Source organism: Streptomyces sp. NPDC059957 (assembly GCF_042730015.1).
Taxonomy (GTDB): domain Bacteria; phylum Actinomycetota; class Actinomycetes; order Streptomycetales; family Streptomycetaceae; genus Streptomyces.
Genome location: NZ_JBHWMB010000018.1, coordinates 1 through 15,774, shown reverse-complemented (window position 1 = coordinate 15,774; position 15,774 = coordinate 1). Strand labels below are relative to the sequence as shown.

The following is a 15,774-nucleotide window of genomic DNA, read 5'->3' as shown; positions in this document are numbered from 1 at the left end:
GCCATTCCCGGGGTCGGTCTGGTTCGCTGGGGGGATGGAGATTCTGTGGTTCCTGCTCGCGATGGCCCTGCTCTTGGCCGCCGTCGGACCGTTCCTGCGGCGCAGGCGCGGCGGCCTGCGCCTGGTCACGCCCGGGAGCCCGGACGCCGCCGACCCGGCGGACTACGGATTCGCCCTCCAGGAAGAGCTCGACATCCGGATCCCCGGCCCCGACCAGGACCTGATGGACGCCCTCGACCACGTGCGGCGGACCGGGCAGTGGCAGGCCGCCTCCCAGCTGCTCGCCGGCACCTCCCGGGAGGGTGAGGTGCGCTGGCAGCGCGTCCAGGCCTTCGCCGGTTCGGCGGCGCTGGAGCTCTCCGAGGAGCCCGGGGCCGGGGCGCGCTGGCTGAAGGCGTGGCGGCTGGAGGCCCCGAAGGACGCGGGCGGTGCGCAGGTGCACGCCGAGCTGCTGGCGCAGCAGATGTGGCGGCGCCCGGAGGGCATGAGCGAGGCGGACGTACGGATCATCGCGGAGGAGGCCCGGGAGTCCTGCCAGAAGGCCGCGCTGCTGGCCCCCGGCGACCCGGTCCCGTACATCGTCGAGCTGTCCGTGGCCCGCATGCTGCACTACTCGGAGCCCGAGTACGACGCCCTGTGGGCGAAGATCATCGACCGGGCGCCGCAGCACATGGGCGCGCACCTGGCCGCGCTGAACTACTGGTGCGAGAAGTGGCACGGCTCCCGGGAGAAGGCCGACGCCTTCACCCACCACGCCGCGGCCCGCGCCCCGCAGGGCTCCCTGCTGGCGGCGCTCCCGCTCTTCGCCCTGTACGAGCACGTCCCGGACGTCGTCCTGATCCGCAGCTTCCACCAGAGCGCGTCCGTGACCCGGGCGGTGGAGGGCGCGCTGTACGCGGTCCACAGCGCGCGTCCCGACGACCCGATGCTGGCGCACGTACGCCACCTGCTCATCCTCTTCCTGGTCGGCGGCGAGCGCTGGGCCGAGGCGATGGACCAGATCCGCCACGTCGACGGCTACGTGGGCGCCCTCCCCTGGTCCGCCGACCCCGACCCGGCGGCCTCGTACGCCGTCTACCGCGCCCTGGCGGTGGCCGGGTACGAAGCCAACGGCGGCTCCCCGGCGACGCTGCCGCACTGACTCCGTCCTGACGCGCCCCTCGCAGCGCTGCATGGGTTTGGGGCCGCTGCGCCGGACTCCGTCCGGCGGTGGTCGCCCCACGACGCCGCGGCCACACGGCGACGGCCGCGGGAATCCCGGCCCGCCGTCCGCGGTTATCGGTAGACCACTAGGAGGGAATCCATGTTCTCGTACCGCCGCACGCCCGAGCTCCCCACCCGCGAGGAAGCCCTGACCGGCCGCGCGGAGCCGCTCTTCGGGCTGCCCGCCGCGCACACCGTGCTCGGCAACCCCCTCGCGGGCCCGTACCCCGCCCACCTGGAGGTCGCGGACTTCGGCCTCGGCTGTTTCTGGGGCGCCGAACGCAAGTTCTGGCAGACCCCGGGGGTGTGGACCACCCTGGCCGGCTACCAGGGCGGCTTCACCGAGAACCCGACCTACGAAGAGGTCTGCTCGGGCGGCACCGGCCACACCGAGGTGGTCCGGGTCGTCTTCGACCCGTCCCTGGTCTCCTACGAAGCCCTGCTGAAGCTGTTCTGGGAGTCCCACGACCCCACCCAGGGCTTCCGCCAGGGCAACGACGTCGGCACCCAGTACCGCTCGGCGGTCTACACCCACTCCCCCGCCGCGCAGGCCACCGCCGAAGCCTCCCGCGAGGCCTACCAGCGCGTCCTGACCGCCTCCGGCTACGGCACGATCACCACGGCCGTCCTCCCGGCCTCGGAGCGCCCCTTCTGGCCCGCGGAGGCCCACCACCAGCAGTACCTGGACAAGAACCCCGGCGGCTACTGCGGCATCGGCGGCACGGGCGTCTCCTGCCCGATCGGCGTGGCCCAGGCCCCCGGGGAGTGAGCGACGCCCTGCTGCCCGACCCCGCGCACGCACCGCTCACCCGGCCCGGCAGGCCCACCGGCCTGCCGGGCCGATGCTCGCGCACGACCGCCCGACCCGGCTCCCGCAGGCCCACCACCGCCGGCGGGACCATCGGAATCATCGACCCGGCAGCGCGGACCGTGACCGGCCCGGATGGCGTCAGCTTCGCTGAGGCTCCACCATCACGGCCCTTCCCATGCGCTTGCCCTGTACGTCGAAGACGCCGATCCGGACCGCGTCCGTGACACGCTGAGGCCATTTTGCATACGCGCCCCCGATCACCTGGGCCTGTACCCCGGGGTCATCCTTCTCCGAATCCAGGTCGGTGTGGATGTAGACGTATGCCGCCTCTCCCTCCACCACGCGCTGAACCGCCTTCACATGACTCACGACGGACCAGTCCGGATTGTTCTCGGAAGCTGCCCACGTCTTGAAGGGTTCGCCTTCTCTGGCTTCTTCCTGGAGGTAGAACCCGTGGGGCTGGGGAGTGAGACGGTCGGGGACGAGGAGGTCACCCTTCGGACTGGCCTCCAGTGAGCATCCGGCAAGTGTGAGGAGGGATGCGGTCAGCAGCAGACGACGTGCGATCAACGCGGGCTCCTCGGGTGCTGGATGGGAGAACCCCGCACTGTAGTCAGTGCGGGGGCTCGGGTGACAGCCGGGTGTTACATGGTCACTTCGTCGGCCTTGTCGCCCCAGTTCTGGCCAACGGCCGGGTAGGCATAGCTGTGCAGGTTTCCGAGGCATCCGGCCAGTCCGACGATGATGGACGGGTCCGGCATTCCGGTCCGCCAGTCGTAGAGGGACATGCCGCCTATCTCGTCGTTGTTGCAGGCGGACGACGCCTGGTCACGGAAGGTGTAGTCGCCCAGGTTCTTCGAGCCGTCGCTGTAGAAGGTGAGCTGGCGGCCGGTGTACCAGGTGTGGGCCCAGAGGCGGGTGGCGCCGAACGGGGTGTAGCCGGAGCCGTCACCGTCGACCAACAGGGCCGCCGAACCGGCCTTGTTCGGCTCGCCCTTCTTCGTCGCCAGTGCGGAACGGCCCGCGGGCGCCTCGGCGATCGCGTACTTGGTCCCCTTCTTGGCCTTCTTGTAGGACCTGGTGGCGGCCTCCTCCTCGGCTTCGGTGTCGAAGCACTTGACGGTGAGGTCGGGGTACTCGGCACAGTTCTTGGCGGTGCCCCAGCCGTTCTTGGTCAGGTTGATCTTCTTGCCCTTGTACGTCGCGAAGACGTCACGGGACTTCTTGGTACCGGCCCGATCGGCCTGCTCCTTGGCCTGCTCTGCGGCGGGGTCGACCGTGTCGGCACTGGAGACCTGGGCACCGGCGAGCACGAGCAGCGCGGCGGCGAAAGGGGCGGCGATCATTCTGGTCTTCAACACGTCTCCTGGAATTCCAATCAGAGAGGGGATGAATTCGCGACCCTACAAGGCGAGTTGACAGTCGCCAACAAGATTCCACCGGCTGGACAGGAATGGAATCGGACCCGCCGGTTCGACGAGTTGAGCGGGAAGGAAATCGTAGAATTCCACGAACTTCACGCCGCGCCTTTCGGCGAAAACTCCGACGGATTTCTCGGCATGCCCACGGTCCGCGGCGTTGTAAATGTCCAGGACCGATTTCTCCGCCGCGCGCTGCCTCAGAGCACCACCGTCACCCGGGCCGCCGCCCACGAGGTGTGGTCGAAGGCGGAGTTCGCGTTGGCGTCCTCGACCACCAGGTGCAGGAGACGGATTCCCCTCACGTCCACGTCGAGCGCCGCCGGGCCCGACGCACCCGTCAGGATCCCCGTCGTGGCCAGTACGCGCCCGTCACCGCGCACGGTCGCGCGAGTGGCCCCGGACGCCGACTGCTTCTTCGAGAAGTCGTCGATGCCGACCAGCGCCGTGAAGCGGTTCCCGCGGCCGCCCAGGTGGTAGACGATCTCCGACGGGGCGTGCACGCCGAGCCCCTTCGCGTACGTGACCCCGCCGAAGGCGATCGGGGTGCCGTCGCCCGCCGCCTGCCTGCCGTTGGAGCGGTCGATCTCGACCGGGCCCCAGCCGTTGGCCGCGGAGACCCAGGGCAGGTCGCTGAGGTAGCTGTCCTGTGTGGGCGGGGCCGGCAGGGGCGTGTAACGGGTGGGTGCCGTGAAGCCGAGGGAGGACGAGGTGGTGGCCTGCGGAACGAGGAGCACGGGTGCGGACACCGTCGAGGGCGGGGTCAGCTTCCACGTCGTTTGCAGGGATGCGCCGGCGGCGAGGGAGGCCGTGGTCGCCGCGGTCGTCGCGGTGGCCGTCCAGCCCGTCGGGAGCGGGAGGGTGACGCGGACGTCCGGCCAGGCGCGCGTCGTACCGTTCGAGACGGTCGTGACGAGCGTCGAGGCGACGGCGTCGACGACCGCCGTCAGGCCCCAAGGGCGGCGCACGTACGTGTTCGCCCAGGAGGAACGCAGCAGGGTCGTCAACGACGAGACCACCGACGGGTTCTTCGCCGCCACGTCGTTCTTCTCACCGAGGTCCACCGTCAGGTCGTAGAGCTCGAAGTCCCACTCCGAGTCCGCCACCGTGCGGTCCCGCGCCGGGGCGAACCGTACGGCCTTCCACTTGTCCTTGCGGATGGCCTCCGCGACCTGCTTCGCCCGGCCGCCGTCCTGGGTGTTGGCCCGGCTGGTGACGCCCTGCTCGTCCCGGTACCAGTACAGGTGGTTGTGGACCGGGGCGAGCGCCGGGCTGCCGTTCAGGACGGAGGCCGCCGAGAGACCGTCGATGTCGGAGGGGGCCGGGGCGCCGCCCGCCAGGTCGGCGAGGGTGGGCAGGAGGTCGTAGAGCGGGGTGGGGCGGGCGCTGGTGGTGCCGGGGGCGATCCGGCCCGGGGACCAGGCGACCAGGGGGACGCGGACGCCGCCCTCGTACAGGTTGCGCTTGTAGCCGCGCAGCGGGCCGTTGGCGTCGAAGAGGTCCGGGTTCACCCCGCCCTCCTCGTGCGGGCCGTTGTCGGAGGCCACCAGGACGACCGTGCGCTCGTCGATGCCCTTCTCCTTCAGCCGGTCGACGATCGCGCCGACCTGTGCGTCGAGGAGGCTGATCTGCGCCGCGTGCGACTTGTTCGCCTGCGTCCAGGACTGGGAGGCGTAGGCGCTCGCGTCGGGGATCTCGCTCGGGGCGTGCGGGAGGTTCGGGGTGAGGAAGAGCAGGAAGGGTGCGGTGCCGGCGGCGTGGTCGTCGATGAAGTCGAGGGCGCGCGCGGCGATCGCGTCGGGGGCGAAGGTGCCCGTCGGGACGTTCTCCTTGGCGTTGCCGTTCCAGAGGTACGCCGGGTAGTACTGGTGGGCGTGGCTGTGGTCGATGTACCCGTAGAACTCCTCGAAGCCCCGCGCGATGGGGTGGCTCGGCTGGTCCCCGAGCTCCGGTCCGAAGCCCCACTTGCCGAAGAGGCCCGTACGGTATCCGCGGGCCCGGAGCACCTCCGCGAAGGTGGTGTCGCCCGCGCCGAGGCTGCCCTGGCCGCCGCTGGAGGGGTTGGCCCGGACGGCGGCGTGGCCGGTGTGCAGGCCGGTGAGCAGCGCGGCGCGGGAGGGCGCGCAGACGGCGGCCGCGGAGTAGGCGTCGGTGAAGCGGAGCCCCTCGGCGGCGAGTTGGTCGATGCGCGGGGTGCTGATCAGCTTCTGGCCGTACGCGCCCAGGTCGCCGTAGCCCAGATCGTCGGCCAGGATCACGACGATGTTCGGCGGACCCTCCGCACCGTCGGCGGCGGCCGCCCGCGCGGGCCGGATGACCTGCGGGAGGGCCGCGAGGCCGACGGCGGCGGCCGCGGAACCCGCGAGGAAGTGGCGGCGGCTGGACATTTCGAACTCCCCTGTGACTGAAGGCTGATGGGAAGATCGTCCGCGCGGGCGGCCGCCGAGACCATGCACAGGGTATGAAAAGCATGTGACGGCGGCCCCCGGGGCGGCGTGCGTTCCGGGGGCCGCCGTCAGGGGCCGGTCAGATGGACGGGGTTCAGATGGTCGAGGTGTCGATGACGAAGCGGTAGCGGACGTCGCCCGACTGGACGCGCTCGTAGGCCTCGTTGACCTCGTCGGCGCGGATCAGCTCGATGTCCGCACCGAGCCCGTGCTCCGCGCAGAAGTCGAGCATCTCCTGCGTCTCGGCGATCCCGCCGATCATCGAGCCGGCCAGGGTCTTGCGGCCGCCGATGACGGAGAACAGGTTCAGCGAGACCGGCTCCTCCGGGGCGCCGACGTTGACCAGGGCGCCGTCCACCTTGAGCAGGCCCAGGTAGGAGTCGAGGGCGAGCGGCGCGGAGACGGTGGACACGATCAGGTCGAAGCGGCCGGCCAGCTCCTTGAAGGTGGCCTCGTCGCTCGTGGCGTAGAAGTGGTCGGCGCCCAGCTTGAGCCCGTCCTCCTGCTTGCGCAGGGTCTGGGAGAGGACGGTGACCTCGGCGCCCAGCGCGTGGGCGATCTTGACGCCCATGTGGCCGAGGCCGCCGAGGCCGACGACCGCGACCTGCTTGCCGGGGCCGGCCTTCCAGTGCTTCAGCGGGGAGTACAGGGTGATGCCGGCGCACAGCAGCGGTGCGGCGATGTCGAGGGCGAGGCCGTCGGGGATGCGGACGGTGTAGTTCTCGTCGACGACCACGTGCGTGGAGTAACCGCCGTACGTGGGCTCCCCGTTCTTGTCGAGGGAGTTGTACGTGCCGGTCATGCCCTTGGCGCAGAACTGCTCCTGCCCGGCGAGGCACTGCTCGCACTCGCGGCAGGAGTCGACGAAGCAGCCGACGCCGACACGGTCACCGACCGCGAACTTGGTCACTGCGGGGCCGACTTCGGTGACGACACCGGCGATCTCGTGGCCCGGGACCATGGGGTAGATGCCCTCGCCCCAGCCGTCGGTGACCTGGTGGATGTCGGAGTGGCAGATGCCGGCGAACTTGATGTCGATGAGGACGTCGTGCGCACCGACCGGACGGCGCGGGACGGTGATGCGCTCCAGCGGGGCCTTGGGCGCGGGAGCGGCGTAGGCGGCGACCTGGGTGACGGACACGATGGGGCTCCTCGGAGGACTGCGATGCGGGACTGCCGTGCGGGACTGCTGTGTGGACCTGCGATGCGGGACCGCTGTGCGGAACCGCTGTGTGTTCACAGCCTGCACGCCCCCGGCCCGGACACCCATCCCCCTGCCCTGCCTAGGTCTGGCGAACCTACCCTTGGCGGGGTCAGGCTCACGCCCCCGGCGCGCACCCCCGCGCGGTGATACTGGGGTAATGGACCAGCTTGATCAGCGAGCCGAGCTCGGCGAGTTCCTGCGCTCCCGGCGTGCCCGACTGCGCCCCGAGGACGTGGGGCTGCCCGACTACGGGCGCCACCGCCGGGTCCCCGGCCTGCGCCGCGAAGAGCTGGCGCAGCTGGCCGGGGTCTCGGTCGCGTACTACACCCGCCTCGAGCAGGGCCACGGCCAGAACGTGTCGGCGGAGATCCTCGACGCCATCGCGCGGGCCCTGCGCCTGGACGGCACGGAGCGGGCGCACCTGAGCCACCTGGCCGGCCCCAAGCCGCGCAAGCGCCGCCAGGCCCCGCGCCCCCAGCAGGTCCGGCCGGAGCTGCGGACCCTGCTGGACGCGATGGACGGCGTACCGGCGTACCTGGTCGGGCGGCGCCAGGACGTCATCGGCTGGAACCGGCTGGCGGCGGCCGTCTTCGGCGACTTCGGGAAGCTCCCGGCGCCGGAGCGCAACCTGGTCCGGCTGGTGTTCCTGGACCCCGCGACGGCCGAGCTGTACGCGGACTGGGAGTGCCGGGCGTGCGAGGTGGTGAGCAATCTGCGCGTGTACGCCGGGCAGTTCCCGGACGACGAACGGCTGTCCGCGCTGGTCGGTGAACTGTCCGTGAAGAACGAGGAGTTCCGCAGGCTGTGGGCGGCCCACACGGTGGCGGACAACAAGATCCACGGCGTCAAGCGACTGCGCCACCCGCTGGTCGGCGAGCTCCAGCTCTCCTTCGAGACCCTGGCCCTCCCGGACGACCCGGCGCAGTTCCTGGTCACCTACCACGCACCCCCGGGCTCCCCCTCGGCCGACGCCCTCAGCCTCCTCGCCTCCTGGTCCGCGTCACCGACCGCCACCGGTGCCGCCCTCGACCGGGACCTCGCCCCGGACCCCGTCGAGGAATCCGCTTCGTAGGACGCGCGGCCCGCCCCCGCTCCACTCCGCCCTACCCCGCCTGGAGCTTCAGCTGGAAGTACCCGACCCCGCGTTCGCGCCGGTAGCCCAGGGTCGCGTTCACCGCGAGCATCGGGGTGTTGTCATCCGCCACCGAAGTGGCGATGGTGCGCAGGTCCGGGTGGCGGGTCGCCTCCTCCGCGAGCATGCGGAGCTTGACCGCGCGGCCGAGGCCGTGGCCCCGGTGGGCGGGGACCACCACGGTGTCGTACTGGAGCGCGCGCGGGCCGGCCGGGTCAGGGAGGACCAGCTCCGTATAGGCCGCCACCTCGCCGTCCGGGGTGACGGCGGCGACCGTGGTCAGTGCGCCTCCCCGGTCCAGGATCTTGCGCTGGGCCGCGTGCAGGCGCTCCGCCGTCCAGGTCTGGATCTGCTGGTCCAGCTCCCCCATCGGCGCGTCCTCCATCGCCCCGTGGGCCACGGCCACGGCGTCCGCCCAGTCGGCGGGCACCAGCCCGGGCCAGCAGTGCAGCTCGTAGCCGGGCGGGGCGGACGCGGATCCTCCCTGGCCGGCCTCCGCGGCCTTCGCCCCCTGCACCCACCGCGCCTCGCGCACGTCCTGCACGTACCAGGCCATCGACAGGACGCTCTCGAAGCCCACCGCCTCGGCGAACGCCTGCCCCGGGCCCCCCAGGTCCACCTCCACCGCCACCGAGGTCCGGCCGTCCGCGCGCAGCTCCTCGCGGACGGCCGCCCACAGGGCCGTTCCCACACCCCGGCGCCGCGCGTCGGGCCGTACGGTCAGCTCGTCCAGGAACGCCGTGTGGTCGTTGGCGCCGTCCGTGAAGAGGACCAGCGAGGCGACCGCGTCCTCCGTCGCCCAGCGCACCTCGCGCCCCCGCACCGAGGGCACCCGCAGCGCTCCGGCCACCTCCGTCCGGGAGGGCGGCGGAGTTCCCGGCAGGTCCGCCGTCCGGGCCGCGGCCAGGACGGCCCACCAGTGGTCGATCTCGGTGTCGGTCGGGGGTACGGAGAGCGGGTTGATCGTCATGATCCGGACCCTAAACCGGAGCGCGGCGGAGCACGGCGGAGCGCTCAGGCGTTTTCGGTGACGGTCACCTTCCCCCGGCGGATCGTCGCCACCCGCGGGGCCCGCTTCGCGAGCGCGCTGTCGTGGGTGACCATGACGAAGGTCAGGCCGTGTTCCTTCCACAGCCCTTCGAGCAGTTCCATGACCTCGTCGCGCATCGACTCGTCGAGGTTGCCGGTGGGCTCGTCGGCGAGCAGCACCTTCGGCCGCTTCACCAGCGCCCGCGCGATGGCCACGCGCTGCTGCTGGCCGCCGGACATCTCCCCGGGCAGGTGGCCCATCCGCTCGCCGAGGCCCACGGAGTCCAGCGCCTCGGCGGCCCGGTCGCGCCGCTCGCGGGCCTTCAGGCCGAGCGGGACGAGGGCCGTCTCGACGTTCTCCTGGGCGGTGAGCGTCGGGATCAGGTTGAAGGACTGGAACACGAAGCCGATGCTCTCCGCGCGGACCCGGGTGAGGCGGGATTCGGAGACGGTGGCGAGGTCGAGTCCGTCGAGGACGATCTGTCCCGCCGTCGGGCGGTCCAGGGCGCCGAGCATCTGGAGCAGGGTGGACTTGCCGCCTCCGGTGGGTCCCTGGATGACGAGCCGGCCGCCGTCCTCGATGGTCAGATCGACGCCGGCGAGCGCGTCGATGGATTCCTTGCCGCGCTGGTAGCGCTTGGTGACTCCGGTGAGCTGGTACATCTCTGGTTCGTTCCCTCGGGTTGCGGGGCGGTGGGACGGACGGGCAGACGGGCGGGCAGGCGCACGGGGCGTCCGTACGGACACACGGACAACGGCCTTACGGACCTGCGGCCGCGGGCTATTCGACGCGGCGCAGTGCGTCCGCCGGCCTCAGCCGGGAAGCGCGCCAGCCGCCGAAGCCGCCTGCGATCAGTCCGCCCGCGACGGCGAGCGCGACGGCCAGGCCGATGGTGGAGAGCGAGACGGGCGCGGTGAGCGCGATGTCGAGGGCCTTTCCGGCACCCTGCTGCGCGGAGCGCATCATCCCCCCGCCGCCCCCGCCGCCCTGGCTCTGCCCCCGGCCGGCGCCGCCCGCGAGCTGTGCGGTCAGCTGCGGGCTGATCGCGGTGATGGCGTACGCGGCCGCGAGCCCGAGGCCGATGCCGAGCGCTCCGCCGATGAGGCCGTTGACCAGGGCCTCGCCGGCGACCTGGCCGGTGACGCGGCCGCTCTTCCAGCCGAGCGCCTTGAGCGTGCCGAACTCGCGGACGCGCCGGGACACGGCCGAGGAGGTCAGCAGGCCGGCGACGAGGAAGGCGGCGAGGAGGACCGCGTACGAGAGCCACGTGCCGACCGTGGAGGCGAGCGAGGCGGCGGTGGAGAGCGAACCGGAGACGGTGTCGGCGAGGTCGGCCGAGGTGGTGACGGTGGTGTCCGGGACGTTCTTCTGGATGGCCTGCTTGACCGAGCCGATCGCCTGGGAGTCCTCGGCCTGGACGTAGACCGTGGTGATCTTGCCGGGGGTGGCGGCGAGGGTCTGGGCCTGCCCCAGCGGGACGTAGACGTTGGCGGCCGCGTCGCCGCTGTCGGCGGTGGCGATGCCGATCACCTTGAACTTGACGCTCTTGATGGTGACTTCGGAGCCGACGGCGAGCTTGTTCTTCGTGGCGTAGGCGCTGTCGACGACGGCGACGGCCGCGTCCGTCTCGCCGGCCGCGAAGGTGCGACCCGAGGTGATCTTGGAGGTGGTGAGCGGGCCCAGCTCGGGCCGGGTGACGTCCGCGCCGTACACGGAGAAGGAGTTGACGTCGAAGTCGGCGCCGCCGCCCTCGACCGTGCCGGTCGAACCGCCACCACCACCGCCTCCGGTGGCGCCGGGCTTGGCGGCCGTACCGCCGCCCTCCGCGCGCTTGAACTCGCCACGCTTGAACTGCCCGTTGACCTTCATCACCTGCAAGCTCAGGCCGCCGACGGCCTGCGCGACGCCGGTCTGCCCGGACACCTTCGTCACGGTCGCGGCGTCGAGCGTCTGGAAGCCCTGCGGCATGACCAGGTCGCTGCTCTGCTCGGCCTCGGCGTCGGTGTCGCTCTCGCCCTTCGCGTCGAACTGGAAGCGGGGCCGGGCCGCGGTGTCGCCCTCGGCGGGCGGGGTCTGGGCCTTGGTGACGGTCATGTCGGTGCCGAGGCCGTAGAGCGACTGGAGGACCTTGCCCTGGGCCTGTGTCATGCCCGCCGAGACGGAGGTGACGACGATGACGAGGGCGATGCCCAGCGCGAGTCCGGAGGCGACGACGAGCGCCGCCTTCCTGCGGCGGCGCAGCTCGCGCCGGAGATAGGTGAAGAACATGCGGCCGAAAGTAGGCAGCACCCGTGACGGCCGGATAAGCCGTCCATAAGAGCCGGATGAGAACGCGAACTCACAGGTCACACACAGACGGACGGCGGGGAGCCCCCTGGTCGGGGCTCCCCGCCGTCCGTCGCGGGGTTCAGCTGCGGTGCCGGCGGATCAGACTGCCGAGCCGGCCTTCCACTCCGCCCAGTTCATGTTCCAGCCGTTGAGGCCGTTGTCCGGCTTGATGGTCTTGTCCGGGGAGTTGACGACCGTGACGACGTCCCCGATGAGGGAGTTGTCGTAGAACCAGGCCGCGGGCTGGTTCGGGTCGTTCGCGCCCTTGGCGTCGTTCAGGCCGACACAGCCGTGGCTGGTGTTGGCGCTGCCGAAGACCGAGTCCGGTCCCCAGTAGTTGCCGTGGACGAAGGTGCCGGAGGTCGACAGGCGCATCGCGTGCGGTACGTCCTTGATGTCGTACTCGCCCTTGCCGTCGTCGTCGGTGAAGCCGACGGTGGCGCCGTTCATCCGGGTCTCCTTGAACTTCTCGGAGATCACCATCTGGCCGTTGTAGGTCGGGTTCTCCGGAGAGCCTGCCGAGATCGGGATGGTCTTGAGGACCGCGCCGTCGCGGGTGACCGTCATCTTCTTGCTCTTCGCGTCGACCGTGGAGACCTGGCTCCGGCCGATCTTGAAGGTGACGGTCTTGCTCTGCACGCCCTGGATGCCCGGGCCGCCCTGGACCCCGTCCAGCGCCAGCTTCAGCGTGACGGTGGAACCGGCCTTCCAGTACTTCTCCGGGCGGAAGTCCAGCCGCTGCGTGCTGAACCAGTGGCCCACGACCTCCTGGCCGCTGCTGGAGGTGACGGTGATGCCCGCCTGGACGGCCTTCTTGTCCTTGATCGACTTGTCGAAGGTGATCGAGACCGGCATGCCCACGCCGACGGTCTGGCCCGCGTCCGGGATGAAGGAGCCCACGAAGCTGTTCTGCGGGGAGACGGTGGTGAAGGAGGCGTTCTCGTGCGCCTCGCGGCCCGCCTCGTCCTTCGCGGTCGCCGACAGGGCGTACTTGGTCGAGCGCTTCAGCGCGGCGTCCGGCTTCCAGCTCTTGCCGTCGGCGGCTATCTTGCCCGCCACCTTCGTGCCCTCGGAGCTCTTCAGCTCGACCGCGGTGAGCGTGCCGTCACTGACGGCCACGTTGGCCGAGTCGTTCAGGCCGACATTGGTGGCGCCGTCCTTGGGCGTGATGGCTATCTTGGCCTTGGAGGCGTCCTTGGCCGCAGCCGCGTCCACGTCCGCCTGGGACTTGGCCGACGCCTCACCGTTGCCCTTCGGCGTCTTGTCGCCGTCGTCGCCGCCGCATCCCGCGAGCACCAGTACGCCGCCGAGTACGGCGGATATGGCCACCAGGGACCTTCTCCGACGCTTACTGTCCGTCCTCACACGCCACTCCATCGTTGCCGGAACCCCGAACTCCCCGGGCAGGGGGCATGACCCCCCTGCCTCGTCCTGACAACGCATTACACCCCGAGGTGCTGCCACATTCCGTTCGAATGTGGTCAACCCCACCGTCAGGCGTTGTCAGTCTCTTCTTCGAGCTCCCCATCTTCCTCGTCGAGGTCCCACTCCATGGACTCGGGGTCGTATTCCACGGGCTCGCTGCTCCAGGAGGCCTGCGCGAGCTCCACCCCGGGGATCCCCGCGACCAGGTCAGTGGGGTCCACCAGGTAGGCCAGGGCCTCCGACTCGTCCTCCCGGACGGCCGCCTCGGCGTGGCCGCGCTCCTCGTCCGGCATGAACTCGTCGGCCTTGATGTGCGCGAGGGCGGCTCCGGTGAGCGCGTCGACGTCCGGCACTTCAAGTACCAAATCAACCCGAAGGCGTACGTATCGTGAGGTCTCAGAAGGTTCCATACGACGGAGAGTAATCCCGCGGCAGCCCCGACTTTCCCACGACCCGCCCCTTTCCGTAGCATCACCGCACGGGGCCAATTCGCTGCTGCCACAAGGGGGATCGCACCGTGTCCGCACGCCGATCAACACTCACCGCTCTCGGAGCGACCACCCTCCTCGCCGCGCTGTGGTTCGTCCCCTCGGCGGGCGCCACCGCGCCCGAGCACGCGAAGGCCGCCGCCGGCGCGCCCTCCGCCGCGAACACCCGGGTCCAGGCCGCCTCAACGCCCGCACCCGCCCTCCAGCTCGCCGACACGGGCGGCGTGGACACCACGCCCTACCTGCTCGGCGGCACGCTCTTCCTGGGCGCCGGAGCCGGCTTCGTGGCCTTCTCCGTACGCCGCTCGCGCACGGCGTAACGACCGCCGCAGACACGCGCAAAGGGTGCGGCCCCGGGGATGTCCCCGGGGCCGCACCCTTCGCGCGTGCTCGAACGACTACTCATCCACTCGTCAGGCGAGGGGGCCGGTGACGGCCTCGACGGCGTCCACGAGCGCACCCGAACGAACGAAGGCGTCCGCGGCGGCCAGGTCGGGCGCGAGGAAGCGGTCCGGCCCGGGACCCTCCACACCGGCCGCGCGCGCCGCCGCGATGGCGGCCCGGCTGGCCGGCGCCGGGGTGAGCCCGTGGCGCAGCTCGATGGCGCGGGTGGCCGCGTACATCTCGATCGCGATGATCCGGGTGAGGTTGTCGACGGCGGTACGGAGCTTGCGCGCGGCCGACCAGCCCATCGAGACGTGGTCCTCCTGCATGGCGGAGGACGGGATCGAGTCGGCGGACGCCGGAACCGCGAGCCGCTTCATCTCGCTCACGAGCGCGGCCTGCGTGTACTGGGCGATCATGAGCCCGGAGTCGACGCCGGCGTCGTCCGCGAGGAACGGCGGCAGGCCGTGGCTGCGGTTCTTGTCGAGCAGCCGGTCGGTGCGGCGCTCGGCGATCGACCCGAGGTCGGCTGCCGCGATGGCGAGGAAGTCCAGGACGTACGCGACCGGGGCGCCGTGGAAGTTTCCATTCGACTCCACGCGCCCGTCGGGCAGTACCACCGGGTTGTCGACGGCGGAGGCCAGCTCGCGGGAGGCGACGAGGGCGGCGTGCGCCATGGTGTCGCGGCCCGCACCGGCGACCTGCGGGGCGCAGCGCACGGAGTAGGCGTCCTGGACGCGCGGGGCGGTCTCCTCCTGGTAGTGCCGGACGAGCCCGGAACCCTTCAGGACGGCGGCCATGTTCGCGGCGGAGACACCCTGGCCCGGGTGCGGGCGGATGGCGTGCAGCTCGGGCTGGAGCACCTTCTCGGTGCCGAGCAGCGCCTCCAGCGTCAGCGCGGCGGTGATGTCGGCGGAGGTGTACAGCTTGCCGAGGTCGGCGAGGGCCATGACCAGCATGCCGAGCATGCCGTCGGTGCCGTTGAGGAGGGCGAGCCCCTCCTTCTCGCGCAGCTCGACCGGCTCGATCCCGGCCTCGGCGAGCAGCTCCCCGGCGGGCCGCACGGTCCCGTCGGGACCCTCCGCGTCACCCTCGCCCATCAGCGCGAGCGCGCAGTGCGACAGCGGGGCGAGGTCGCCGGAGCAGCCCAGCGAGCCGTACTCGTGCACGACCGGGGTGATCCCGGCGTTGAGCACGTCGGCCATCGTCTGCGCGACGGAGGGCCGGACGCCGGTGTGCCCGGAGGCGACGGTCTTCAGCCGCAGGAACATCAGCGCACGCACGACCTCGCGCTCGACGCGCGGGCCCATGCCGGCGGCGTGCGAGCGGACGATGTTGCGCTGGAGCTGCGCGCGCAGCTCGGGGCTGATGTGCCGGGAGGCGAGCGCCCCGAACCCGGTGGACACCCCGTAGACGGGCTCGGGCTTCGCGGCGAGCGCCTCCACGATCTCCCGGGCCCGCCCGAGCGCGGCGACGGCCTCGCCGGAAAGCTCGACGCGGGCGTTGCCGCGGGCGACCGCGATCACGTCTTCGGCGGTGGTCCCGGACGTTCCCACCACGACAGTGTGCATATCCATATTCAGCACCCTACGGACTGAATCCCTTCATGTCACCCCTCCAATGCGCGGCTCGCGCGGTGCGGCCCCTTGGGGCCTTACCGGCTTCGCCGCGCTGCGCCGAACTCCGTCCGGCGGTGGCTGGTCGGCCCTGCCGCCACGGCCGTCGGGGCGGGGGCCGGTGGGCGGGTGCGGCTGGCCGTGCCCTGCGGGGGCGAGTTCCCCTACCCGCCCTTCGCCCGTTCCCCGGGCTGCGCCCGGACCCCCCTCTCACATCGTGTTTTTCCCCCTCCAGCCTCTCGAGCACGTGGTCTGTGTCAGGGCCCCCCGGGGGCGCGAGCCACCCAG

Annotated in this window: 14 protein-coding genes; 4 read left to right on the top strand and 10 right to left on the bottom strand. The window is 71.5% G+C overall.

Annotation, left to right across the window (positions count from 1 at the left end; genetic code table 11):
• Window positions 1–34: 34 nt before the first annotated feature.
• Together ACFWBW_RS14470 and msrA are read left to right on the top strand one after the other, a co-directional pair.
• Complete coding sequence (locus tag ACFWBW_RS14470) at window positions 35–1,141, top strand: hypothetical protein (RefSeq protein WP_385372040.1); 1,107 nt, start codon at window positions 35–37, stop codon at window positions 1,139–1,141.
• 162 nt (window positions 1,142–1,303) lie between these two features.
• Window positions 1,304–1,972: a peptide-methionine (S)-S-oxide reductase MsrA gene (msrA, locus tag ACFWBW_RS14465; RefSeq protein ID WP_385372037.1), complete on the top strand. Its 669-nt coding sequence runs from the start codon at window positions 1,304–1,306 to the stop codon at window positions 1,970–1,972.
• Between the two features lie 180 nt (window positions 1,973–2,152).
• Here the strand turns inward: msrA and ACFWBW_RS14460 are convergent, their stop codons facing one another.
• The 4 genes from ACFWBW_RS14460 to ACFWBW_RS14445 all read right to left on the bottom strand — a co-directional run bounded on the left by ACFWBW_RS14460 (window position 2,153) and on the right by ACFWBW_RS14445 (window position 7,020).
• Window positions 2,153–2,584 (bottom strand): hypothetical protein, encoded by a 432-nt coding sequence (locus ACFWBW_RS14460; protein ID WP_385372034.1) that lies wholly within the window; start codon window positions 2,582–2,584, stop codon window positions 2,153–2,155.
• A 74-nt stretch (window positions 2,585–2,658) separates the two neighbouring features.
• Window positions 2,659–3,375 carry a hypothetical protein gene (locus tag ACFWBW_RS14455; protein WP_385372030.1) on the bottom strand — a complete coding sequence of 239 codons (717 nt, stop codon included), beginning with the start codon at window positions 3,373–3,375 and terminating at the stop codon, window positions 2,659–2,661.
• A 257-nt stretch (window positions 3,376–3,632) separates the two neighbouring features.
• Window positions 3,633–5,819 carry a sulfatase-like hydrolase/transferase gene (locus tag ACFWBW_RS14450; protein ID WP_385372027.1) on the bottom strand — a complete coding sequence of 729 codons (2,187 nt, stop codon included), beginning with the start codon at window positions 5,817–5,819 and terminating at the stop codon, window positions 3,633–3,635.
• Between the two features lie 154 nt (window positions 5,820–5,973).
• Window positions 5,974–7,020 carry an NAD(P)-dependent alcohol dehydrogenase gene (locus tag ACFWBW_RS14445; RefSeq protein ID WP_385372024.1) on the bottom strand — a complete coding sequence of 349 codons (1,047 nt, stop codon included), beginning with the start codon at window positions 7,018–7,020 and terminating at the stop codon, window positions 5,974–5,976.
• A 220-nt stretch (window positions 7,021–7,240) separates the two neighbouring features.
• Here ACFWBW_RS14445 and ACFWBW_RS14440 point away from each other — a divergent pair, with 220 nt between their 5' ends.
• On the top strand, window positions 7,241–8,155 hold the full coding sequence (locus tag ACFWBW_RS14440) for a helix-turn-helix transcriptional regulator (RefSeq protein WP_385372021.1): 915 nt from the start codon (window positions 7,241–7,243) through the stop codon (window positions 8,153–8,155).
• Between the two features lie 31 nt (window positions 8,156–8,186).
• On the opposite strand, the gene ACFWBW_RS14435 is transcribed toward ACFWBW_RS14440, so the two are convergent.
• The 5 genes from ACFWBW_RS14435 to ACFWBW_RS14415 all read right to left on the bottom strand — a co-directional run bounded on the left by ACFWBW_RS14435 (window position 8,187) and on the right by ACFWBW_RS14415 (window position 13,351).
• Window positions 8,187–9,185 carry a GNAT family N-acetyltransferase gene (locus ACFWBW_RS14435; protein WP_385372018.1) on the bottom strand — a complete coding sequence of 333 codons (999 nt, stop codon included), beginning with the start codon at window positions 9,183–9,185 and terminating at the stop codon, window positions 8,187–8,189.
• Between the two features lie 44 nt (window positions 9,186–9,229).
• Entirely contained in the window at window positions 9,230–9,907 is a 678-nt protein-coding gene (locus tag ACFWBW_RS14430) for an ABC transporter ATP-binding protein (protein WP_266880775.1), read from the bottom strand.
• Between the two features lie 118 nt (window positions 9,908–10,025).
• Entirely contained in the window at window positions 10,026–11,513 is a 1,488-nt protein-coding gene (locus ACFWBW_RS14425) for an ABC transporter permease (RefSeq protein WP_385372014.1), read from the bottom strand.
• A 159-nt stretch (window positions 11,514–11,672) separates the two neighbouring features.
• Window positions 11,673–12,950 (bottom strand): Ig-like domain-containing protein, encoded by a 1,278-nt coding sequence (locus ACFWBW_RS14420; protein WP_385372012.1) that lies wholly within the window; start codon window positions 12,948–12,950, stop codon window positions 11,673–11,675.
• A 116-nt stretch (window positions 12,951–13,066) separates the two neighbouring features.
• Window positions 13,067–13,351, bottom strand: a complete 285-nt coding sequence (locus ACFWBW_RS14415) for a hypothetical protein (RefSeq protein ID WP_266905171.1) — start codon at window positions 13,349–13,351, stop codon at window positions 13,067–13,069.
• A 164-nt stretch (window positions 13,352–13,515) separates the two neighbouring features.
• On the opposite strand from ACFWBW_RS14415, the gene ACFWBW_RS14410 reads away from it, so the two are divergent.
• Window positions 13,516–13,806, top strand: coding sequence for a hypothetical protein (locus ACFWBW_RS14410; protein WP_385372007.1), 291 nt, complete (start codon window positions 13,516–13,518; stop codon window positions 13,804–13,806).
• A 93-nt stretch (window positions 13,807–13,899) separates the two neighbouring features.
• Here the strand turns inward: ACFWBW_RS14410 and hutH are convergent, their stop codons facing one another.
• Window positions 13,900–15,441 carry a histidine ammonia-lyase gene (gene hutH, locus ACFWBW_RS14405; RefSeq protein ID WP_385372311.1) on the bottom strand — a complete coding sequence of 514 codons (1,542 nt, stop codon included), beginning with the start codon at window positions 15,439–15,441 and terminating at the stop codon, window positions 13,900–13,902.
• Window positions 15,442–15,774: the final 333 nt, after the last annotated feature.

Bases quoted from the DNA above. Each gene is read 5' to 3' on its own strand.
- ACFWBW_RS14470 (WP_385372040.1), top strand. From the start codon at position 35: ATGGAGATTCTGTGGTTCCTGCTCGCGATGGCCCTGCTCTTGGCCGCC.
- msrA (WP_385372037.1), top strand. From the start codon at position 1,304: ATGTTCTCGTACCGCCGCACGCCCGAGCTCCCCACCCGCGAGGAAGCC.
- ACFWBW_RS14450 (WP_385372027.1), bottom strand. From the start codon at position 5,819: ATGTCCAGCCGCCGCCACTTCCTCGCGGGTTCCGCGGCCGCCGCCGTC.
- ACFWBW_RS14440 (WP_385372021.1), top strand. From the start codon at position 7,241: ATGGACCAGCTTGATCAGCGAGCCGAGCTCGGCGAGTTCCTGCGCTCC.
- ACFWBW_RS14435 (WP_385372018.1), bottom strand. From the start codon at position 9,185: ATGACGATCAACCCGCTCTCCGTACCCCCGACCGACACCGAGATCGAC.
- ACFWBW_RS14430 (WP_266880775.1), bottom strand. From the start codon at position 9,907: ATGTACCAGCTCACCGGAGTCACCAAGCGCTACCAGCGCGGCAAGGAA.
- ACFWBW_RS14425 (WP_385372014.1), bottom strand. From the start codon at position 11,513: ATGTTCTTCACCTATCTCCGGCGCGAGCTGCGCCGCCGCAGGAAGGCG.
- ACFWBW_RS14420 (WP_385372012.1), bottom strand. From the start codon at position 12,950: ATGGAGTGGCGTGTGAGGACGGACAGTAAGCGTCGGAGAAGGTCCCTG.
- hutH (WP_385372311.1), bottom strand. From the start codon at position 15,441: ATGCACACTGTCGTGGTGGGAACGTCCGGGACCACCGCCGAAGACGTG.